Annotated in this window: 19 protein-coding genes; 10 read left to right on the top strand and 9 right to left on the bottom strand. The window is 44.2% G+C overall.

Annotated features, from left to right (window positions below):
- Nucleotides 1-36: 36 nt before the first annotated feature.
- Nucleotides 37-2,673 (bottom strand): ATP-binding protein, encoded by a 2,637-nt coding sequence (locus ACWYVB_RS10740; RefSeq protein WP_457528920.1) that lies wholly within the window; start codon nt 2,671-2,673, stop codon nt 37-39.
- Between the two features lie 615 nt (nt 2,674-3,288).
- Here ACWYVB_RS10740 and ACWYVB_RS10735 point away from each other — a divergent pair.
- Together ACWYVB_RS10735 and ACWYVB_RS10730 are read left to right on the top strand one after the other, a co-directional pair.
- Nucleotides 3,289-4,722 carry a glyceraldehyde-3-phosphate dehydrogenase gene (locus ACWYVB_RS10735; RefSeq protein WP_006741169.1) on the top strand — a complete coding sequence of 478 codons (1,434 nt, stop codon included), beginning with the start codon at nt 3,289-3,291 and terminating at the stop codon, nt 4,720-4,722.
- A gap of 240 nt (nt 4,723-4,962) precedes the next feature.
- Nucleotides 4,963-5,184, top strand: coding sequence for a hypothetical protein (locus ACWYVB_RS10730; protein WP_005397748.1), 222 nt, complete (start codon nt 4,963-4,965; stop codon nt 5,182-5,184).
- A gap of 127 nt (nt 5,185-5,311) precedes the next feature.
- On the opposite strand, the gene ACWYVB_RS10725 is transcribed toward ACWYVB_RS10730, so the two are convergent.
- The 4 genes from ACWYVB_RS10725 to ACWYVB_RS10710 all read right to left on the bottom strand — a co-directional run bounded on the left by ACWYVB_RS10725 (nt 5,312) and on the right by ACWYVB_RS10710 (nt 8,093).
- Nucleotides 5,312-5,551: a hypothetical protein gene (locus tag ACWYVB_RS10725; RefSeq protein ID WP_317411391.1), complete on the bottom strand. Its 240-nt coding sequence runs from the start codon at nt 5,549-5,551 to the stop codon at nt 5,312-5,314.
- Between the two features lie 418 nt (nt 5,552-5,969).
- The gene (locus ACWYVB_RS10720; RefSeq protein WP_048624827.1) at nt 5,970-6,584 is read right to left on the bottom strand and encodes a LysE family translocator; all 615 of its coding nucleotides are present in this window, start codon (nt 6,582-6,584) and stop codon (nt 5,970-5,972) included.
- A 95-nt stretch (nt 6,585-6,679) separates the two neighbouring features.
- Nucleotides 6,680-7,594 carry a LysR family transcriptional regulator gene (locus tag ACWYVB_RS10715; RefSeq protein ID WP_065646227.1) on the bottom strand — a complete coding sequence of 305 codons (915 nt, stop codon included), beginning with the start codon at nt 7,592-7,594 and terminating at the stop codon, nt 6,680-6,682.
- 43 nt (nt 7,595-7,637) lie between these two features.
- Entirely contained in the window at nt 7,638-8,093 is a 456-nt protein-coding gene (locus ACWYVB_RS10710) for an Lrp/AsnC family transcriptional regulator (RefSeq protein WP_005396378.1), read from the bottom strand.
- Between the two features lie 327 nt (nt 8,094-8,420).
- Here ACWYVB_RS10710 and yjeH point away from each other — a divergent pair, with 327 nt between their 5' ends.
- Nucleotides 8,421-9,683 carry an L-methionine/branched-chain amino acid transporter gene (gene yjeH, locus ACWYVB_RS10705; protein WP_006741172.1) on the top strand — a complete coding sequence of 421 codons (1,263 nt, stop codon included), beginning with the start codon at nt 8,421-8,423 and terminating at the stop codon, nt 9,681-9,683.
- Here yjeH and pdxR read toward each other — a convergent pair whose 3' ends face one another.
- Entirely contained in the window at nt 9,684-11,129 is a 1,446-nt protein-coding gene (gene pdxR / locus ACWYVB_RS10700) for a MocR-like pyridoxine biosynthesis transcription factor PdxR (RefSeq protein WP_104970543.1), read from the bottom strand.
- 100 nt (nt 11,130-11,229) lie between these two features.
- On the opposite strand from pdxR, the gene ACWYVB_RS10695 reads away from it, so the two are divergent.
- Nucleotides 11,230-11,886: a pyridoxamine 5'-phosphate oxidase family protein gene (locus ACWYVB_RS10695; RefSeq protein ID WP_005396375.1), complete on the top strand. Its 657-nt coding sequence runs from the start codon at nt 11,230-11,232 to the stop codon at nt 11,884-11,886.
- Here ACWYVB_RS10695 and ACWYVB_RS10690 read toward each other — a convergent pair.
- Both ACWYVB_RS10690 and ACWYVB_RS10685 read right to left on the bottom strand, forming a co-directional pair.
- A complete protein-coding gene (locus ACWYVB_RS10690) occupies nt 11,867-13,189 on the bottom strand; it encodes an ATP-binding protein (RefSeq protein WP_317411393.1) in 1,323 nt (440 codons plus the stop codon). The genes ACWYVB_RS10695 and ACWYVB_RS10690 overlap by 20 nt on opposite strands.
- A 3-nt stretch (nt 13,190-13,192) precedes the next feature.
- Nucleotides 13,193-13,885 carry a response regulator transcription factor gene (locus ACWYVB_RS10685; protein WP_104970541.1) on the bottom strand — a complete coding sequence of 231 codons (693 nt, stop codon included), beginning with the start codon at nt 13,883-13,885 and terminating at the stop codon, nt 13,193-13,195.
- A 366-nt stretch (nt 13,886-14,251) separates the two neighbouring features.
- On the opposite strand from ACWYVB_RS10685, the gene ACWYVB_RS10680 reads away from it, so the two are divergent.
- Both ACWYVB_RS10680 and ACWYVB_RS10675 read left to right on the top strand, forming a co-directional pair.
- Nucleotides 14,252-15,793: a hypothetical protein gene (locus ACWYVB_RS10680; protein ID WP_457528914.1), complete on the top strand. Its 1,542-nt coding sequence runs from the start codon at nt 14,252-14,254 to the stop codon at nt 15,791-15,793.
- 12 nt (nt 15,794-15,805) lie between these two features.
- The gene (locus tag ACWYVB_RS10675) at nt 15,806-16,495 is read left to right on the top strand and encodes a VV20781 family protein (protein WP_046876149.1); all 690 of its coding nucleotides are present in this window, start codon (nt 15,806-15,808) and stop codon (nt 16,493-16,495) included.
- A gap of 85 nt (nt 16,496-16,580) precedes the next feature.
- Here ACWYVB_RS10675 and ACWYVB_RS10670 read toward each other — a convergent pair whose 3' ends face one another.
- The gene (locus ACWYVB_RS10670; RefSeq protein ID WP_054866979.1) at nt 16,581-17,582 is read right to left on the bottom strand and encodes an AraC family transcriptional regulator; all 1,002 of its coding nucleotides are present in this window, start codon (nt 17,580-17,582) and stop codon (nt 16,581-16,583) included.
- A gap of 107 nt (nt 17,583-17,689) precedes the next feature.
- Here ACWYVB_RS10670 and ACWYVB_RS10665 point away from each other — a divergent pair, with 107 nt between their 5' ends.
- From ACWYVB_RS10665 to ACWYVB_RS10650, 4 genes are all read left to right on the top strand, one after another.
- A complete protein-coding gene (locus ACWYVB_RS10665) occupies nt 17,690-18,016 on the top strand; it encodes an MFS transporter (protein WP_104970539.1) in 327 nt (108 codons plus the stop codon).
- Nucleotides 18,016-19,239 carry an HlyD family secretion protein gene (locus tag ACWYVB_RS10660; protein ID WP_104970538.1) on the top strand — a complete coding sequence of 408 codons (1,224 nt, stop codon included), beginning with the start codon at nt 18,016-18,018 and terminating at the stop codon, nt 19,237-19,239. The genes ACWYVB_RS10665 and ACWYVB_RS10660 overlap by 1 nt, the downstream gene beginning before the upstream one ends.
- A 101-nt stretch (nt 19,240-19,340) precedes the next feature.
- Nucleotides 19,341-20,663, top strand: coding sequence for an ABC1 kinase family protein (locus ACWYVB_RS10655; RefSeq protein ID WP_258615282.1), 1,323 nt, complete (start codon nt 19,341-19,343; stop codon nt 20,661-20,663).
- A 112-nt stretch (nt 20,664-20,775) separates the two neighbouring features.
- Nucleotides 20,776-22,122, top strand: a complete 1,347-nt coding sequence (locus ACWYVB_RS10650) for a magnesium transporter (RefSeq protein ID WP_005396363.1) — start codon at nt 20,776-20,778, stop codon at nt 22,120-22,122.
- Nucleotides 22,123-22,352: the final 230 nt, after the last annotated feature.

Genomic DNA, 22,352 nt, shown 5'->3' with positions numbered 1-22,352 from the left:
TTGATTGGGGCTTTATCGTCTTGAAATGTTATCGATTTAGGCGAGTTTTAATTCATTGAAGAGCTCAAATAGCTGATTCGATTTATAAGGCTTAGGTAAATAAGCATCCATACCTGCAGCAAAACAGTTGTGAATGTCTTCTTCCAAAACACTCGCGGTGAGCGCAATAATGGTCGTTTTCTCACGCCCGGCTTTCTTTTCCCAACGACGAATTTCTTTCGTCGCGGTCAGTCCATCCATCACCGGCATCATACAATCCATTAAAATTGCATCGAATTCTTCTCCCTTTGTGATGGCTTCCAACGCTTCTTGTCCATTGCTTGTTATCAAATAGTCATATCCTGCTTTATCCAGAAAGAAACTCGCGATTTTCTGATTCATCAAGTTATCCTCCGCGATTAAGATCCTCCTGTGAGAGCGCGACGTTCGATATTCATACTTTGGAACACCATTAGTGACAGCGTCACTTGAAATGTTTTTTTCTACCTTCGCTAAATCGTCAATGACATGCTTAAATCGATTGCCAAGAAAAGGCAATGTGAGTACAGCATGTACTCTTTCTGCATTGTCGTAGGGAGTGGATAGATGATGCTGACAAATAATCACACGACGAAGATCATATTTGAGTGACAATTCATCTAAGACTTCATCCGTATTGGAGTCGTCACTATGGCACAGAAATATGACATCAAAGTCATCGTTTATTGCTTTTACTTCATTAACATTATTCGCACCAAAGAGATTGATTTTCGCTAATCGACACTCTTTCAAAAGTTGATCAGCGTAATCGTAATTTGTGCAGATCAAGATCCCTTTATTTATCACGTCCGAGCGCCAGCCAAACACCGGAATAACATCAACCTCAATAGAGAATTCAAAGCATGTGCCCACTCCTTTTGTGGATGTCGCTATAAGCTGCCCTCCCATCATGGATACCAGTTGACGACAAATTGCCAATCCCAGTCCCGTTCCGCCGAACTGCCTCGACACCCCTTCATCTTCCTGAGTAAAGGGTTCAAAAATCGTCGTTAACTTATCTTGTTCAATGCCTATCCCGGTATCTTCGACTTTAAACATCAGCGTTCCGCGCTCGTTCTCCGGTAACTCGTCATAACTGACATCAACATGTATATGACCGCTTTCGGTAAACTTGACCGCATTCGATACCAGATTCGTGATGACCTGCTTGATTCGATGATCATCAACCATCACTCGAGTTGGAATCTTTTCAGCTAAGTTAATCCCCAGCTCTAGCTGTTTAGATGTGGCTTTGGATTGAAATAAAACCATCGACTGGTACACCACCTCTCGGATATCGGCCTCGACTAACGACAACTCCAGTCGACCAGATTCGATTTTAGAAAGATCCAAAATATCGTTAAGCAAGGTAAGTAATGTTTGAGATGAAGAGTCAATGTCATCAACGACTTCTTGTTGATGGGAAGATAACTCGCTTTGAGAGAGTATCTCCGTCATGCCCATAATACCGTTTAGGGGGGTACGTATTTCATGCGACATGTTGGCAAGAAATACTGATTTAGCGCGATTAGCAGACACTGCTGACTCTTTAGCATGGAGTATTTCGTCTGTTTGTCTCTGCTTTTCTTCAACCACTCGATTCACTTGCTGAGCGAAAATCGTCAGTTCATCACTGCCATCGACTTTGACTTTCGTCTGTTTCTCTTCATCGTTGATCGGCGCCGTTAAGGTATGAATAATCGCATCTAGTTTGCTATTAACCCGGAACCAAGTGCCAAAGCCAAGCCAGCAAAGCATTACGATAACCAAAATAACGCCAGAGGTAATCATCGCAATATTGGTCTTTTGTTCATGAACTTGTGTTAGGAGCGACTGCTCAGTTTGTTTCGTGAACCCATCAATGAGTACTTGCAAGCGTTGCACACGGAAATCGAGTTCTCTCAAATACGCTTCATAGTCACTACGTGACATGTCCCCTGACATTAATCGCCCACGAGATGCCAAATTTCTCTGATATCTCGGCGACGTAAACAAGCCTAGCAATTTATCAACTTGATCGTATGACCCTCCTAAATTTAAAAACGCATCCAAATTTTGCTGCTGTCGATCAATAGCCTGAAAAAACAGACTCTGACTCAACCGACTCTTAGGATCTTGAACTAGGCGATGTGTCAACCAGGCTTCTTTCTGTGTCCAAAAAGACAGCTGAGCAAGGTAAGCAATAAAATTCTGCATTCGAATACCGTCCTCACTGCCATACCACTGATGATTTTGTAGCAAAGAGCGCGACATATTTTGAAGCAGTTGAAATGCCCAATCGCCAAGGTCATCCATCTCGTCCAACCTACCGGATAATACCCCTAGCATGGCCTCTTTCAGCTCATCAGCATATTCAGCGGTATTGGGGTTACTGACGAATTTTTGATGCATGGAAGAAATAACACCGTCTTGTTCTTCTATATTAAGTGCGGCTGATGCTTGAAGCGTAGGCTGGCGGCGTGCTTTCTCTATGGAGTATATAAAATGAGAGGCTTGGGATATCAACTGGAAACCTTGGATATTGATTACCGTTTGATTGAGACGGCTTACGCGCAACGCATTGTCAGAAAACTGCTGAACTGCAAAAACCACTATCACCACCGTGGGTAATAGTGCGAGGAGTGCTAAGCGTGTTTTTATTGATAATCTCAACATCCATCAGCCCAATGGTTGATCTCATCCGATTATTTAATACTAGACTAGTTTCTAGCATTGAAAGGCATATACGACATGGTTACTTTAAAACAACATTCACCTACCAAAACCATGGTCATTCCGCTTATTTCGCCATCGGTCAATGAAATGGTAATTGTGACTCGAATCATACTTTTTGATCTTCAAGCTGAGTTCAAACAGTTAAGTTTCACTCATACCTAAGATGCACATCACTTTTCATAAAATTCCAAACCATATGTTCACCCATTTCGTTGCCTTATCGAGACAAATCACACAAAAATGCAAACGAATTCACAGTGACAACAAAACTAATTTGAAAACACACATTATCATCGCGAAAAAAGTGGATGACTTTTTAAATGTCAATACGTGAAAACCACCGCTTTAGTCACATTAATTCACCACTAACACGACCTTAACTAGTGTTTTACACTGGATTTAATTTTCCTAGCAGAATAAGGGCTCCGACCTTAGAATCCGCACACATAACTATTACAACCCGATTACATAACCCACCACACTCTTGCACGCTGCCGAAGAGGCAACAGCAGAGAGTATGGTTAGCCCCCAAAACGTGAAAGGTCTAATACAACAATGAGTCCAGAGAAATATCTCCAAGACTGGCAAACTAGCCAAACGATTGCTGAATCTATTTCCCCTCTAATTGGTAAGCTATATCGTCAAAAAGGAATCGAAGTGGTTCTGTTTGGTAAAACGCTTATCAATGCTACTACTATAGACATTCTCAAAACTCATCGCGTTGCAAGACGTTATACAGGCAGCCCACTCTCACTTGAGCACACAATGCCTATCATTCAAGCGCTATGTGAAATGAGCATTTCTTCGTGTCGTGTCGATGTTGGCCAATTGGCAACTAAGTACTGGAATGAGCATGACGATACTGCGTCTCTAAATGATTTCCTTATCACTGCACTTGATGGCGCACGCGATGCAGACTCTTCATTGAAAGCGCGTGATGTAGTTCTTTACGGTTTTGGTCGCATTGGTCGACTACTAACTCGCCTTCTGATCGAGAAAAGTGGCCCAGGTTACCCACTACGACTACGAGCGATTGTGGTTCGTGGCGGTAAAAAAGGCGATTTAGAGAAGCGTGCTAGCTTACTGCGTCGTGACTCAGTCCATGGTCAGTTCAACGGTAGCATCGTGATCGATGAGGAACGTAAAGCTCTGATCGTTAACGGTAACTACATCCAAATCATCTACGCAAACAATCCAAGCGAAGTGGACTACTCTGCTTACGGTATTAACAACGCGCTTGTTGTTGATAACACAGGTGTTTGGCGTGATTCTGAAGGCCTAAGCCAACACTTAGCGTGTCAAGGTGCAGAGAAAGTGCTGCTAACGGCACCAGGTAAAGGCGATATCAAAAACGTTGTATTCGGTGTAAATGAATCAGTTATTCAAGAAGATGACACCATCATCTCTGCAGCGAGCTGTACCACAAACGCAATCACGCCGGTTCTTAAAGCGCTGAATGATAAATATGGTGTCCTTTCTGGTCACATCGAAACCGTGCACTCATACACAAACGACCAAAACTTGATCGACAATTTCCACTCTGGTGACCGCCGTGGACGTAGTGCTTCTCTGAACATGGTTCTAACTTCAACTGGCGCAGCTAAAGCAGTAGCAAAAGCACTGCCAGAGCTAGCTGGTAAGCTAACAGGTAACGCAATTCGCGTACCGACACCAAACGTTTCGATGGCAGTCGCTAACCTAAACTTAGGTGAAGACGTAGACCGTGATTCACTGAACGATTACTTGCGTGAAATGGCGTTGAACTCTGAGCTTTCGGCACAGATTGACTACACCGATTCAACAGAAATTGTATCAACTGACTTAGTTGGTTCTCGCCATGCAGGCGTCGTGGATGGTCAAGCGACTATCGCACAAGACAAACGTTGCGTACTTTACATCTGGTACGACAACGAATTCGGTTACAGCTGCCAAGTTGTGCACTGTATGGAACAAATGATGGGTGTTCGTTACCAAACATTCCCTCGATAGGTGAACTTTGCTCCACAACGTTAACCACATAGCGTAACGGACAATATCTCATATTTGTTCTAAATAATAAGCGCGAAGCGCATTACTAATATTTTTCCCCGTTTATACGCCTGATCACCCTCAGGCGTTTTTTCATTTCGCTCATTTGACACTCTCCGGACAAAGTGAAGACTATCATTCATGTTTTGTTCATGTTCACAGCATTAATCTGAACACATAAATTACAGAGAGGTCATGATTATGAATCGGATTATTGTTACCGCACTAGCACTGATTACGGGCTTTTTTACATTAGTATTTAGCTTGATCATTGCGATTCCGTTGACCATCGCAGCATTGATTACAGGCAAGCGTATTGAGAAGCGCGTGAAGAAAATGCAGAAAGAAATGCATGAAGAGTATGAATTCAATACTGGTAAAGCCGATGCGATTGAAGGTGAGTTCGAAGAGGTTCGCCGATAAGTAAATCGAATTTATATAAGTTTCTCTCCCCCGACTGCTCCTGAGAAACTTCTTGCTTTCACCCTGTCTTTACAACGGCAGGGTGCTTTTTTTTGAAAAGCACAACGTCAAATAAGCAACTAGCGGCTTATTGTTTTATCTTTGTATTGTAAGAGGCTGTGTAGCCAGCCTCCCACAAATCACCATCAACACCAGAGTATGGGTTAGATTCTTTCGGGGTCCCATTTTGGCAAGCTTCTCTGCCTTCTCTCTTTATTTCTTCTATGCGATTTAAAACGAAGTCAAAGTGCTGAGGATCAACCTTTTGTAGTAGCGCGTACAAAAGCCCAAAACCAAGCATCGTGAATACAAACAGTTCAAAAAACACCCATATGCTCTTTGTTGAAAGAAATATCCAAGCAACGCTGCAAACACTGGTCAAAATTACTACTAGAGCTAGATTTACTATTCTTTGCATATTGCTCTCTCACCTTCTAAACGGTCATGAAGTCTCTACCCCTTTCATAGGATAAGTAAGAGGAAAGTCCGTTTTACCCAATAAAGCATTCTCGACTTAATATGCGACACTGTTAGTATTAACGTTAAGTGGCTCTCGTTCTAATTATAACAGTGCGTTGGAAAGCTGCGCTTACTACAAATGATAATGTGAACCAAAGTAACACTATTGATAGTATTAACTTTAGCTGCATTTAGCGTCAAGATTACGTAAATTATATGAGGGTTTACTGAGAGCAGAAAAAGGCAGCCGTCCGGGCTGCCTTTAATATTTTGTTGTCTTTGCAAACTTATACGGTTACGACCACTCGAAGTGCCAATAGCATGAGAACAATCCCTGACAAACGATCAATTAACACTGCTTTAGAACGAATTCTGTCCACCACTTTAGAGCTTGATAACACTAGGGTGATAAAGGTATACCAAAGCCCGTCCACAACAAATGGTGTAGCCACAATGATCATTTGATTGCTCAAATCATTACCTAGCGCTACAAACTGACTGAATAATGCGATAAAAAACAAAGCAATTTTAGGACTTAAAATCGAGATAAAAAAACCTTCTCGAGCAGACTGGCTTACCGTTGTTTCCTCGCCTGACTCCAACTTCGCCGCCACACCGCCTTTCGAACGCAGCGCATTGAACCCTAAATATGCAAGATATGCCGCGCCTGCAAGGCTGATCGTCTTGAACAACATCGGGCTTTGCTGCAAAACAACAGCGAGGCCAATCAGCGTGATAAAGGCATAAACGCCAATTCCAAAAGCGTGTGCCCAAGCCGTTGCCAAACCATTGATGCGTCCACCAGCCAAAGCATGTTTTGCCACAATTGCTAGGCTAGGCCCAGGTGACATAGCGCCGAGTAAACACACGGTAAAAAGTGATAACCAAACTGTTAGTGTCATAAATAACCTCTCTCCATTTGAACTCAATCTATCAATTGAAGAGCTATAATTTGAAATCAAAGTTTCGCATAAAAGTCATGATTTAAAATCATAACTTAATGGATGGAGTATTCCGATATTTTCATCACCGCGTGGATTTGCTCTCGCACCCACTGATGAGCTGGATCATTGTCGTATTTAGGATGCCACATCAGCCAATATTCATGGGTAGGTGTCTCAAAAGGAAGCGCTTTATGAACCAAAGGCCAGTGCTTGGCCAAATTATTTGCAATGTGCTCCGGAACTACCATTAAGTGCTCACTTGAGACCAAACGGTTTACCGCCGCAGAGAAAAAAGGCACTTTAAAGGTAACATGACGCATCAGCCCCCTGTCTTTTAGTGCCATATCAGTACTTGAGTCTTTGTCTCCCCCACCCGTCACTTGAATATGCGAATGACTGATGAGGTCCTCTATAGAAATCGAAGCCTTACCAGCTAAAGGGTGAGACGCCTTCATCAAACAAACTGACTTATCAGAACCAATATTGATGCTAGATACACCTTCAGGCTGAGTGGGATACATAGAAGAAGCAAGATGGATTCCTAACTCGTGAAGCTTATCGATAAAATCTAGTTGCCACAGTCGATATGCCAAATCCAATTGTGGTGCTTGTTCACCTAAGTGAGATGCAATATCGGGCAAAACGTATTGTGCCACGTAATCACTTGAGGCAATAACCAGCTCGCCTTGCCACAGTTGCGGCTCAAAAGGTTTGTCATCGAGTAAATGGTCAAACTCAGCCAGTAACGCATCAAGCTTTGATTTTAATGCTATTGCTCGCGGGGTTGGTATCAGCTGATTACCTTGACGAATAAGCAGTGGGTCACCACACAGATCGCGCAATTGTGCAAGCTGTCGGCTAACCGCAGACTGCGTAATGTGCAAACGTTCTGCAGTTCGGCTGACATGACACTCTTCTAAAAGTACATGCAAGGACCTAAGTAGATTCAAATTGATGTTGTTTAACATACTGGCTCAAGAAGGTTTTAATAAATAATGGCACCCATGATGCTTATTTCACAAACTGGTTGCCAGTCGTATTAAAGAACTCAGCTAAAACGGTATGAGTCATGAGGTGCCTTAGCTCTGGGTAACGTTGAATTTGATCTCTGATTTCGTTCAAACGAGTCATCGTAGGTACTTCGACAAAAACCATCATATCCGTTTCACCACTGATCGCATGGCACCATTTTACGCCATCGATTTTGTATAGTTCGTCGGCATATGATTCGCAATAATACGTGGATGTAGATTTATCGAACTTTAGAGCAAAATAAGCACAAATCGAGTCCCCGCCTGAAGAGGCAATTTCAGCGTGATACCCGAGAATCACTTTGTCATGTTCTAGCTTACGAATACGAGCCGTCACCGCAGAACGAGAAAGGTTCACTTTATCCGCAATTTCAGTCACCGACAGCCGAGCGTTGTGTCGGAGAAGATCCACAATCTTGTGATCAAACTTGTCCATATACTTACCAAGCCTTCCTTATTTTTCTCATTCTATACCGATTCTAACTGCATAAGAAACCAACATTTTGTTGGAAATATTTAAAACAACCGTCATATTGACGGCTCAGTAAATCATTTTGTTATTAAGATTTTGGATATGCTATTTGGTAAGCATGAGATGAGCACCGTTATCCATTCAAATAAAAGAGCGATAACGCATTGAAATCAAATACGCTTCTTATGCACTCAGCGCACTAGCGGGCTCATTAAACTCCAATAAATGAGATAATTAGAAGCCACAAGCGTTTTCGTCATAAGCCCTACAACATTGGATGAATCAATTAGCATGGAACAGCTCAAAAAAGACATTTCACTCACATCCGGTATCGCCCAACTATCCACAACATTAATGGGAACGGGGCTTTTTATGATACCAGCTATTGCAGCAGGCATAGCGGGTCATTTTTCACTATGGGCCTGGATTTTATTATTCATCGCCATTTGTCCTATTGCGCTGACTTTTGCCCAGCTAGGCAAGCGATATCCCAACGCGGGCGGAACCGCATTTTTTGTGCGTAAAGCATTTAACGCCAAGCTGGAAAGTAGTGTAGCTTGGCTATTTGTTAGTGTCATTCCGGTAGGGGTTCCGGCCGCGATTGCACTCGCCGCAGGCTTTCTACAGCAAATATTGCCAGAGCCTATTAGCAATAATCTGTTTGCACAAATTCTAACGGTATTACTTCTTGTGTTCGTCAACTTGATGGGCACTAAGTCATCAGGTCATTTACAAACTCTTATTGCTTTGAGTGTCTTTGCGCTTGTTGGCACATTTTTATGGAAAGGCGACGTTAACAGCGCCGATCTCGTGATGCCAGCTATCACACAAGAGTCAATTTGGCCTATTACCGCAGCGCTTGGCGTGATGTTCTGGTGTTTTGTTGGCATAGAGGCTTTTGCTCATATGGGGGAAGAATTCAAAAACCCTCAAAGAGATTTCCCTATTGCCATTATTGTCGGTTGTTTTGTAGCGGGAGCTACGTACTGGGCTTGCTCTGTTGTTATTTTAAAGTTTGGTGCATATGGTAATGCTCAATTCGATAATGCATCGATTCCATGGTTGAGTGCTCAACTACTTGGCGATGGGGCCAAATGGATAATCAGTTTGATCGGATTCTCCGCTTGTTTCGCGAGCGTTAACTTATACACACAGAGCCTAGCGCGAATGGTCTGGGCTCAAGCTCGGGAACATCGTCCTTACAGCCCACTAGCCAAGATTTCGCGTCGTGGTGTCCCTTTCTCAGCCACCTTATTAGTTGGCGGCGTACTGCTAATATCTTGCGTGATAGGAACGCTATCGCAGCTCGATCTGGAGTTTTTCCTAAAACTAGCAAATAGTGTATTCGTTTTGGTTTACATGTTGGCGATGTTAGCCGCTTATAAATTGCTTCGTGGGTTTGGTAAAGCGCTTGCGGGACTTTCTCTACTGCTTTGTACCGGTGTTTTTATATGTTTAGGCTGGTCAATGTTTTATGCACTTGGCATTTTCACTCTACTTTTACTGCCTTGGAAACAGTGGCGACATAAACGACAAACACGCGCAGTTGAATAGTCACCGTTTCCCATGTCGAAAAATTTGGGCTAAACGTTGGATACCAGCGTCTATGTTCTCTAACGCGATATTGCCATAACCAAGCACGGCACCATACCAGTGACGTGCTTGGAAACCTGGATGTTCATAATAGCTCAAAGGTCGCAAGATGATCCCTTCATGCTCTGCCAGTTTTGTAAAACGCAGCTCATCTATACCGTTTTGCCATTTCAACGTAATATGAAGCCCCGCAGCTTGGCTAACGACACAAACACTGTCGCCAAAATGCTGTTGAATGGATAAATGCACCTGTTCATGCTTGGTTTTATATAGTCGGCGCATTTTTCGGATATGGCGCAACAACCCACCCTCGGTAATAAAATCTGCCAACGCTTCTTGAGTGTGCGTCGGTGAATCACCACTTAACGCATCTTTAACCACCAAACATTGCTCTACTAAACGTTCAGGAACCACAAGGTAGCCAAGCCGCAATCCGTTAAACATTACTTTACTGAAGGAACCCACATACAACACACGATCATCTCGACCCATTTGAGCGGCTAGCCCCTGTAAGCTGGTGTAGGGACGATGAGCAAACTGAAATTCGCTGTCATAATCGTCCTCGATGATCCAACTTGATTGTTCGACCGCCCAGTTGATGATCTTTCCTCTTTGCTCGGTATTGAGTGTGGTCCCCATCGGATATTGATTACTTGGTGTGATATACAGCGCATCGGCATCGCTTGAGGTCACAGCTTCCACATCAAAACCTAATTTCTCTCTTACGAACAAAGGCTCAAATTGATAGTTTTGGAACTGAATCAACTTCCGCATTTGCGCGTAACCTGGTTGCTCCATCAGAACCTTATCACCTTGTTTGAGCACTACCATCGTCGCAATTGACAACGCTTGCTGCGCCCCAGAGGTAATAATAATGCGCTCTGGGGAACAATTCACTGAACGACTTGATGCGAGGTAGTCAGCTAAAGCACAGCGCAATGCCCAACTACCCTGAATATCTTGATTCCCCAACAAGCAGGGGCGGGACATGTGGCGAGCAACTAGCTTTTGCCACTGTGCCATCGGGAAAGCGTCCAGATCCGGCACACCTGGTGCAAATGCAAGGTTGATATCAAAGTGAGTTTTCGGTGATGAGTCTCTCTGAACTGAATTAGGTTCAGGCAAGTACTGCTCCGGCAGTTCTACGGCAACATAAAAACCCGAACCTTTTTGGCTGTTCAAGTAACCTTCCGCCACTAACTGCTCGTAAGCAGAAATCACGGTATTCCTACTTAGATTAAGCGCTTGTGAAAGCTTCCGCGTAGAAGGCAACTTCCCATTCTTCACCCACAATCCTTGAACAATTTTCTTGCGAATAGCAAAAAACAACGCTTGCTGACGCGTTCCATCACTGTCTTTTAAATGCAGGTCACCGATATCAATCAAAGACAAACTGGATCCATCCATTAGTTAAAAGTGGCTCTCTTTAAGCTACCAGTTAAACGCTACATTGCAATCAAAGAATGAGGATCAATCGCTCGTAATCGTGAGCAAACAAGGAGAGAAAATGCTATCCAACACCAATAGAACGGAAATTAAGAAAGGCGCACATAAAGCCGTCTCTGATGTTAGCAAACTGCACGCCATCATAGATGAAAGCCTAATCGCTCATATTGCGATAACCAACGAGTCAGGCCCTGTGGTCATCCCTATGCTGGCATGGCGTGTCGATGATTACGTGTATATCCATGGTGCCAACAACAGTCGACTGTTACGCTCACTCAAACAAGGAGTGCAAACGTGCTTAACCTTTACTTTGCTTGATGGTTGGGTATTGGCTCGAAGTGCATTTCACCACAGTGCGCATTATCGTAGCGCCGTGGTCTTTGGCCAGTTTGAGATGGTGGAGAATAACCAAGAAAAAGACAGGTTGCTGAATCACTTTATCGAACAGATCGCTCCAGGGAGAACAAAACAAGTCCGTTTGAGTAATGAAAAAGAGCTCAAAGCCACCATGCTGCTGCGTATCCCACTCACAGAGGCATCTGTGAAAATCAGCAATTTTGGCGTCAACGACGATGCGGAAGACATGGATATTCCTGTTTGGGCAGGTGTCCTACCCTACCGAACCGTCGTAGGTCCGCTGCAAGCTTGTGAAGATTTGTATGAAGGTATCGCTGAACCAGACTACCGCAGTGCCTACTCTAATCGTTGGCAGGAATAAGCACCGTAAAACGTGCACCGCCTAAGTGACTCTCGCCGACGGAAAGCTCCCAACCCAGTTGCCTCGCTGCACTGGTAGCGATGGCAAGCCCTAAACCAAAGCCTTTCATGTCGGCGTTGCGGCTTTTGTCTAAACGCGAAAATGGCATAAATACTTCTTCTCGCATCGCTTCAGGGATGCCCGGACCATCGTCCTCAATATCGATGCTCCAGCAATCCGCTACCATTCGAATCGTCACCTCAACGCAGGATTCACCGTAACGCTTGGCGTTTTGCAGTAAATTATCGAGGACGAGGTTACCCAAAGTAGGCTGAAAGTGAATCAATTGGTTCGCGAGTTCATTTTCTGCTCTCAACATGGTGGACTCTAAGCCTAGGTAATTCATGCGGCTTTTACACCAAAGAGGCAGTTCCATGGTTTCAACAGAATCGCTCAAAGAATGGTTTTTCACACTCAAGCGAGACAGCATGACAATATCGGACGTTAAATCCGTCACTACATCAACGTATCGTTCAATATCGTCATGTAACTCTGCCTGCATTTCACCACTCGTGCGCCTAGCTAAATCCGTCGCTAGCTGAATACGACTCAGCGGTGTGCGCACTTCATGAGGAATAGCTTGAGTAAAGATGTGTGTTTGACGTACTCGTCTCTCAATCTCTTCAGACATGTTGTTGAAGCCTTGGGCGAGCTCTTTCACGGGTTGCGAAAATTGCTTTAGATCGACTCGCGTATTCAACTCACCATAACCAAATTGTTGTTGTGCAGCCGTTAGTTGTCGAATTTGGCGGTCAAGACGTCGTACAGGTATGTAAACCATAATGCCTAAACTGCACACAACAACCAAAAGTAGAGTCAGTATAAATACAATCTCAGAATCTTCATTCCAATCAACATCTGGGCTAAAGAAATCCGTTTTTTCTTTGAAAACTAAACTCTTCGAGGTGTTAGGTAAAGAGAATACCGCGGCATAGGTACTGCCATCAATAAGATAAACAGGTATCCCTTGTATTCGGTACAGCAGCTTACAATCTCGACAAGGCGGTGATCCGTCCCAGTTTTCAACCAATGTTAAATCAAAGATAAAGAAATCTTGCTTGCCGTTTTCGGTTAACTTCTTATAGAGAGAATCCGGAGTGCCTCGTTGCTCAATGTATTGATCGACAAAATAAGCACCATCACTCAAAAAAACACCGACTTCTGTTTTGCGCATGTACTCTTCCCCCATAAAGAGAAACAAAGCAACAGTCAGCGCAAGGCCAGTAACTAACCCCACATATAGACGAGTAAACAGGGAAAACATGCGTCATTTACCTGTCAGCATATAGCCGTGGTGACGTATGGTCTTAATGGTAGCAGTATGGATATGAGCCTTAGAGAATTTCTTCCTTAGTGAGGATATACGCATATCAATCGAACGATCAGTAATGCAGTATTCAATGCCTCTGGCAAGACGGCAACATGATTCACGAGATACTGGTTTATCGACATTCAGCATCAGGAGCTCTAGAATTTCAAACTCAGAGCTCGTTAAACCAATATCTTTTTGCAAATAAAATGCTTGGGAGCGACGAAGACAAAGGCTAATGCCATATCGGCTCAGATTTTCTTCTTCAACGGTATCAACTTGACGACGATAGCGACGCAACGCCGCTTCAATACGGGCGAGAAGGATATTGCCTTTTATCGGTTTGGTAAGGTAATCATCAGCACCGAACTTAAATAAGCTCACCTCGCTCATTTCATCATCGGTTGCAGTCAAAACAATGATAATCCCATGATAAAATTTACGTGCCTCTTGGCATATTTCTGCGCCATTTTTTCCCGGCAACATCAAATCTAACAGCACTAGGTCCGGATTGAGTCCGTGAATCGTTTCTAATGCATTTTGACCGTTGTCGATAACGGTTACTGTATAGCCTTCGGCTTCGAGGTACATTTTGGTTAATCGAGCAATCTCAGAGTCGTCTTCTACCAGTAAGATTGTATTGCCCACCATGAATCATTTACTCCACCAATATGATGGAGGGAGTATATCGCTCGTCCTATACTGCGCAACCCACTTAAATGATAATTTTAATAAAAAGCGGGCTTACATACGCTTACAAACCATACATATACGATAATCCTAATAATTCCACGCCCCTAAAACCATGCAATAACCTGATGTTTTATTTATTAGCAGAATATAGCTTCACATAAAAAATAAATTTCGGAATAAAAATCTACTACATTTTTAAATATATCGAATGATAGTCCTTACCAAAAAACAATGTCGATATATATGACTTGGTTTGCTTATATAGACAGAACTTTATGTTGCTTCTAAGTTTCTTGCTCTAATAAAGTCTACGAGTAACATGAAATGAGATATTCCCAATTAACACCTTTAGCCATATTTTGCGCGATAAGTCTAACTGCTTGCGGCGGCAGTGAATCTAATTCGAAACCATCGACAACGACACCTCCAACACCACCAGCGCCAACATTGAGCACTGTCACAATCCCAACTGTCGTTTCTACAGAGCTTCCAGCCAAGTTAAAAGTGGCTGCTGATGCGGGCTTCACCCACTATGTGAAAATCTCCCTTTCTGAAGCAAATAACAATGATGCATTTCACATTGTGGCTGTTGATGACGGTGCGAATAATGAAAAAATCTTTCGTGCAGCCAAAATCATCCAACACCTTCTCACAAACCAACCAGACTCTAAGTACGGCGCTGACAAGTCTCGTATCGCTAAGACATTAGCCGAGCGTGATGCCACACTAATGCTGACCGAAAACGACGAACAGAATGATGAGATGTTAACCAAAATCTTTATCAACGAACTGATTCGCCAAGACAAATTGAACGATGCAGTGACAAAATCGGGCTTAGCACACTCTTTTGATACGAGTTCTCTAGAAAAGTTTGTTGTAAGCATGATGGTACTTAACGAAGAAGATATGAATACACTTGTCACATCTATCGTGGCAACATTAGTAAATAGTAAAGAAACACCAAACTGGCTAAGGAACAGCCAATCTCTGATGTATCGAGAACTGACAGTTGAAGGCGATTGCCATTACATGAGTAATTTTGCCGATTACTGTACCAATCTTGGTAAAAAAGCCGAACGAGACGCCGCTTTTGAAGAAATTTTACACTTGGTCCAAGCGCAAGGTATTGCACCTAACACGGGGACTGCGGCACTGCAAAATGACATTCAAGCTCATGCGTTAAAAATCTATAACGATATTCAAGCGGGCAAACCGACGGTGTGGCGCCCAACTCAGTATGACTGGGACGATTGGAAATCGGACGACTTCGATCCTGAAAGTGTTAAACAAACGGGCCCTTCATATTCTCACGAATACTTTGCTGCCGCTTTTGAAGCTTACATGGGTGTAGCAAAAGCAAACGGACAAGGTTTAGATGGCTACCAAGCGTTAACACGTGAAGAAATGCAAACTCAAGATCCACAAGCCGTTGATTGGATCAGCGGCTTATTCCACGGATACTTGCAATACACCGCGAACATCGACTCTGCGGGCGTCAAACTTTACACAGAAAAGACAAATCCAGGCACAGTGCCTACCTTCCGTATGGCTCCCAACAAAGACGGCTTGATAGAAGCATACACCTACAAATCTCAGTGGCTGACAAGAGTGAAGATCATTGGCGACGACGCAATGAATGTCATCGGTAATGACCAAGACAATACCTTTGAAGGCAATAGCAAAGACAACAACATTTATGGTGAAGGCGGCGTCAACACCTATATCGTGCCACACAAACTGGCAGAATGTACCGTTATCAAAGCAAAGAGCGTTTCTGTTGAGTGCCCGAGTACAGGCACTGACGAGTTGTACGACATTCAAAAGATCCAATTCACCGACCAAATCTTAGATGTAACCGAGTTATAAACGATGAAAAACATGAAGAAACTTACTCTATTCGCTCCCCTACTCCTTGCAGGTTGTGGTGGCCTAGCCGTCATGGATCGTACTGATGCCGTAAAAGCACAACCAGAAATGCTGATCAAAACCGACGGAGATTTTTGGGGATTCGGTGCAGATGGTCATTTTGATTTTGCTGGTAAGTACAAAGGCAACTATTCACGCAGTGCTTCTAACTCAAGTTGGTTTAACCATATCTCTTTCAAAGAAGGTACGATGGGCGCAGAAGTTACTCGTATCGACAACGGGGAAACTTGGCTTCTGAGCTGCTCTGGAGGCGGTATGTCGGTTAACTACATGGGCGTCGATTTTGGTGGGAATGATCCTTACACCTGTGATATCACCCAAGATGGCGTCAAAGTGGGAGAATTTGCTATGGAGCCAAAATCCGCTCTCATCGACATCAGCTTCGAGAAAAAAGAGACTGGCGTAGTGCGTATCGGCAGCACCCACTTTAATGTAGAAACCGTACATACTAGTCCCGACGCCATGATGGCGGTAGACATTCCATTGGGTTATAGCTTTAAGGAAGGCACACAAGAAATTGCCGCTGTACAGACGAACGGTACCATTGCGGTACAAATGCTCCCAGAACTTAGTGAACAAAAAAAGGATGTGATTGCCATCGGCGCTGTTGCAAGTGCACTAAGCTGGCGCCCTAAGAAATAGCCATTACATTAAACAACACCAAAAATAGCAAAGCCCTCTACCTTGAGGGCTTTTATTGCTTGTTTTCATAAAGACAAGTGAAGCATTACTTTTCTAATCTTCCCGCATACTGCTTGGGCGTTAATCCACGATGCTTCTTAAACATACGATTGAAGCTCGCCACATTGGTGTAACCAAGGCGCATAGCTATGTCATCAATGCTCACGCGCTTACTCAATAACCCAGCCGCAACATTACTCAATACATAGCCGGATACCATCGAGAAGTTGAGGCCTAATTTGTGCAAACGACGTTGAAACTGCTGTTCAGATAAATCAAGCAGAGAAGAAACGCGCTCTAACGTTGGCAATCCATAATGACTGCTGTAGTTCACCACTTCATAAATCACTTTCAACTCATCTTCTGGGTCGGGCATATTAAGCAAATCATCCAAATCGGAAAAACTCATCGCTAGACGGCTGTCTTCGCGATGGCTCACTTGGCGGGAAGCTAATCGGTCATCTCCCGGGATCCATATTTCTGTTTTTGGCTGACTCCATTCCACCTCGCAGCCGAAATATTCCCTGTATCGCTCAGTATTTTTTCTCGACCCTGAAATCTTGACGCGCAAAGGCTGATAGTCTTTACCAAGAAATTCGCGTAGCACTTTAATCATAAATACCGCACAGCGGATACTATCGTGCACCTTTACTGACGTTTCTATAAACGGATTGTGGTAAGTCCATTTGATGATTTTGCCCGACTGTTCGCCAGCAAAAAATGCCCCAGATTGTAAGTTACTCGCACCATAATTAACGCGTCGAATCGCGCTGGCTAAATCATTCCCAGAAAATAGCCAGCGTCCCACAGGCCCAAGCTTTTGCAGTTCAATACCTCGGCTGAGACTCAACACCACATCTGGATCACTACTGGCTTGTTCAACACAACGATACCATTCTGCGACGGCTTTTAGCGGGATCAGTGTCATTGGGTTGTGAAATACCGACGACGGAATCCCCAGTTCATCCGAGCCCAAATTGTATTTAGATAACGCGAGGTTATGCATGTTTAGAATGCCCATCGCGCGAATAAATCGAACCGTCTTCATTACCAATCACATCAAATTTAATCCTCTATTGATTGAATCTGTCACAAAGAAAGACCTAAATCAAATCCAGATCACAATACGCCAACCGTTTGATAGAGGAGTGTTTAATGAGTTTACTGAGTGTCCCATTTGTCGGAACTGGTGCAGATACAGCGTTACATGTTGTCGCTGCTGTCGTTTTAATCGCGAGTGTCGCGGGCGCGTGTTACGGCTTTTGGAAAATCCATGAATTGCCAATTAATAAGGCGCACAGCAAAGACCATCATCAGATAGGGCTCATCACTGCGCTCACCTGGATAGGGTTTGTCTGGCACTGGGTTTGGGTGCTAGCTGTTATCTTTGCATTCGTTGATATGGAAAAAGCCATCATCAATCTGCGTGATACATGGAGAAGTAAACCGCAAACAGAAACACAGCCAAAAGAGGACGCGTAATGTTAGAAGGTTTAGCGGTATGGGCTCTCTTCATCTATCTGCTGCGTTTGGTTGGCATGCCTTGGAACAAAGCAACCAAATCGTTCGCTTATCTTGGCGGTTTGAGTTGGCTGATGTTCGTATGGGTAGGTTTGATTAACTTCACCCCGATGGATTTATCCGGTGGTTCTGTCGTGCAGTCACCACACATCCAATTGCGTCCAGATTCAACCAATGTGAAGGGTAAAGTTGACCACATTTACATTAGGCCGAATCAGAAAGTTAGAGAAGGTCAGCTCATTTATGAACTTGACCCAACGCAATACAAAATCGCATTAAATCAAGCGAACGTATCCGCTGATTCTGCTCGCGTTGCATTAGCTACGGCAAAAGGCGACATTGAGATTGAAGAAGCTAACCACGAAGCGCTAGTGCAAGATCTAGAAACATCCAAGAGCCAGTTGGAAGCGGCCAAAGTTGACTACAAATTGCAGAAAAAAATGCTAGATCGTTATGTTGAGCAAAACCGAGTGGTGCAAAACACCATCACGGAAAGCGACATCGACAAACAATCGAGTGCGGTTGATATGGCACGTCACAACGTGTTAACCCTTGAGTCTCAAATTAAGAAGAAACAAGTCGATATCTCACGTGCAAAACTGGCGATTCATAAAGCAGAGCTCGCAGTTGAAACCAAACAAGCCGAACTGCGCCAAGCTGAAGAGCAAATTGCAAAAGCGCAATGGGATTTGAACAGCACCAAAGTTCATGCCCCAACAGATGGCTTTGTCACCAACTTTATCCTGCGTGAAGGTCAGCGTGTATCGATGATGCCGCGTATCAACATGTACACTAACGAGAAGTATGTGCTGATGCGGGTCAACCATCAGGCGATTCGTAACATCAAACCGGGTCAGCCAGCGGAATTCTCTTCGTCCGTTTACCCAGGTAAGATCTTCTCAGCGGCCGTCGAAGGCATTGTTGAAGCAACAGGTGAGTCACAAGGTAATCTACTGGGTTTCGATGATTCCGTACGTGTCACCACTGGAAAGAACTTACAGAACAAACACCACTTTGTTCGTCTTAAGATTGATGAGCCAGAAGGCTACGACATCCCTGTTGGCTCTGTTGGCCTCGCATGGGTCAGCGGTGAAAAACCGATAGGCTTCATGGCCTTCTTAGATGTGATTCGCGGGATCATCATCCGAATGAAGTCTCAACTGTACTTCTTCTACTCTATCTAAACTCGCAAACCGCCAGTTACGCTGGCGGTTTTCTTTTCATTTGTATCCAAACATATCCTTTTCCCGTATAACAATTAGTTAGTAAATAGCGGAGAAGATTCATGTCGGCAAAGGAAAGAAGCCTACCTACCCATCGCATCTCAAGATTCAGCAAATTCGCCTCACTTGCTACCCGTGTCGCAGGCAATGTGATTGCAGAAGGCACGAAGCAGATAGCCAAAGGCAACAAACCAAAAGCGAAAGACCTATTGCTGACGCCGCAAAACATCGCGCGTTTAACCGACCAACTTGCTCACCTACGTGGCGCTGCAATGAAGCTTGGTCAAATGCTCTCAATGGATGCTGGTGATGTTTTAGAACCTGAACTTGCCGATATTCTCTCCCGCCTTCGCTCCAACGCAGACCCAATGCCTGCAAAACAACTCAACGCAGTAATGGAAAGTTCGCTTGGAACGAATTGGAAAGCTGAGTTTCTATCATTTAACTTCAAACCAATCGCCAGTGCATCAATAGGACAAGTGCACCAAGCCTACAGCGATGCGGGCGATAACCTAGCCGTCAAAGTGCAATATCCGGGCATACGGAAAAGTATTGATAGCGACGTCGATAATGTCGGTACACTACTCAAGGTCGTTGGGTTGATTCCCGAGTCTGTCGACTACAAAGGATTGCTCGAAGAAGCGAAAAAGCAGCTACATGATGAAGCCGATTACGCACGAGAGGCGCAATTTGCCATTCGTTATCATGACGCTTTGAAGGAGCACCCTCATTTTGTCGTGCCGAAGATTCATACTGAAAGTTGCTCAGACTCCGTTCTCGCGATGGAATTCATTGATGGTAGCCCGATTGAGAAAATCGAACATTATGATCAGAGTACACGGGATTTTGTCATGCACAGCCTACTCGAATTACTGTTCAGGGAGCTGTTCGAATTTAAGATGGTACAAACCGACCCAAACTTCGCCAACTACTTATATATCGAAAACACTCGTCAAATCGGCTTGCTAGATTTCGGGGCCACTCGCGAGTACAGCGAGCGGTTCAGCACTGGTTATCGCCAAGCTTTTGCATCTGTCGTTAACAATGACGAACAAGGCTTGAATGATGCGCTTGAACAAATAGGCTTCTTCAGCCAAACCATCCTACCTGACCAGCGCCAAGCGATTCTCGATTTAGTAAAAATGGCATGTGAACCTATGTTGGTCGATGAGCCCTATGATTTCAAAGCCAGCGGCTTAGCACAAAAGCTTCGCGAGGCTGGCACCATTCTAAGCATGGAGCAAGAATACTGGCATACTCCACCAGCAGATGCCCTATTTTTACACAGAAAAATCGGCGGAATGTACTTGCTGGCAGCCCGTATTGGCGCAAAAGTGAACATTCGCCAATTGGTACAGCCATATCTCACCATCAACAGCGAATAGCCTATTGTTTTTCTGTTACTTTCAAGTACCTTGAGCAAGGTTAAGATGCATAGTTGTGCATCTCAATAACATGCCATACTTCCATAAAACGAATTAACTATCGGGGTACTCGGTGAGCAAGTTTCAAGATCTCTCCACTCTAATCCAGCAAATTGGCCAAGCCGAAGAAGCGGATCAAGTCGCAACGCTCAATGAATCTATTGAAGCGGGTCTCGAACCTGGCGCAGTCGCCCTAATTCTGGAAGCCTTTCCAATCGATGATCGTGTTCGCTTGTGGCGAGCTTTGCCACTAGAACTGCATATCGACGTGTTAACGGAAATGCGTGCCGACGTACGTTTTTCTATCATCAATGCATTATCTGAAGTCGAGCTAAAACTCACCCTCGCTAAACTTGATAACTTATCGCTGATCGAATGGGCGGATTCGTTGCCTGAGTCGATCATCAACGAAGCGCTCGCGTTAATCGAAAAAGATGAGTTAGAGCTTTACGATCAGGCAAACGAATATGAAGATGAAGAACTCGGCCACTGGGCTGAGCGTAAAATCATCACCCTGCCCTTTAATATTACGATTGGAACGGCTAAGCAGTTAATGGAGCGCTATAGCTACGACACACCTCAACAGGTCTACCTGATCAACCGTAATAAACAGTATCGAGGGACTGTCAATTACTACGAAATTTTACGTAGTGATCCTGATACTCGCTTGAAAACACTCGTTATTGAAGCGGTGACGGTGCTAGACAGTAAGATGATGCTTCCCGAAGCGGTAGAAGCATTAGAGCACAGCACACTGCCCGCTCTGCCTGTGACCGATGCAGACCAAACTCTGATTGGTGAAGTCGATTGGCAATTTGCATTAAGTACGCAACGTGAAATCTACGAAGCGCGCTTAATGGCCGGTACTGGTATGGATGAAGGCGATGACTTGTTTGCGCCAGTATTAAAAAGCTCGCAAAAACGCGGCGTGTGGCTGGGCATCAATTTGCTGACTGCAATTTTAGCGTCTGTCACTATCGGGCTATTTGAAGACGTGATTGCTCAAGTGGTGGCTTTGGCCGTACTAATGCCAATTGTTGCATCGATGGGTGGCATTGCAGGCAGCCAAACGCTGACTCTAATGGTTCGTGCGATGGCGCTTAATCAGATTACCCCAGGTAACCGATTCAAATTCTTAAAAAATGAGTTGGGCATAGGCTCACTGAACGGCATTGCTTGGGCGCTAATCATCGGCGGGTTAGCCGGATTGTGGTTCCAATCACCAGTTTTAGGCGGAACCATCGCGCTGGCCATTATCGTCAACATTATTACCGCTGCTTTATTTGGTGTGTTGATACCCATTATTTTGGATAAGTTTAAATTGGACCCGGCTTTGGCTGGCTCGGTGATTCTAACAACAGTGACAGATGTAGTTGGTTTTTTCGCCTTTTTGGGGACGGCGAGTTTAGTCATGCTCTAAAAAGTCCACTATTTATTAATCAATCATTAGCATAATAGAGTCAAATTGCATAACGCAGTTGCAAATTGCAAACAAACTCAAGCTTTAAGCAACGCATGTCACAGAAACTACGTATTTTAGGGCATATTAAAGTTGGCACAGTAACTGCATTATGTAGATACCCCCGTGCATGCACGGGGTACTTACTGTTACAACTCCATGCGGAGTTGACCAGAATCCTTTTCGCCCTG

This window comes from Vibrio sp. JZG10 (genome assembly GCF_054064075.1).
Note: the sequence above shows the minus strand (reverse complement) of the source record. Positions and strands in the feature narration are given on the sequence as shown.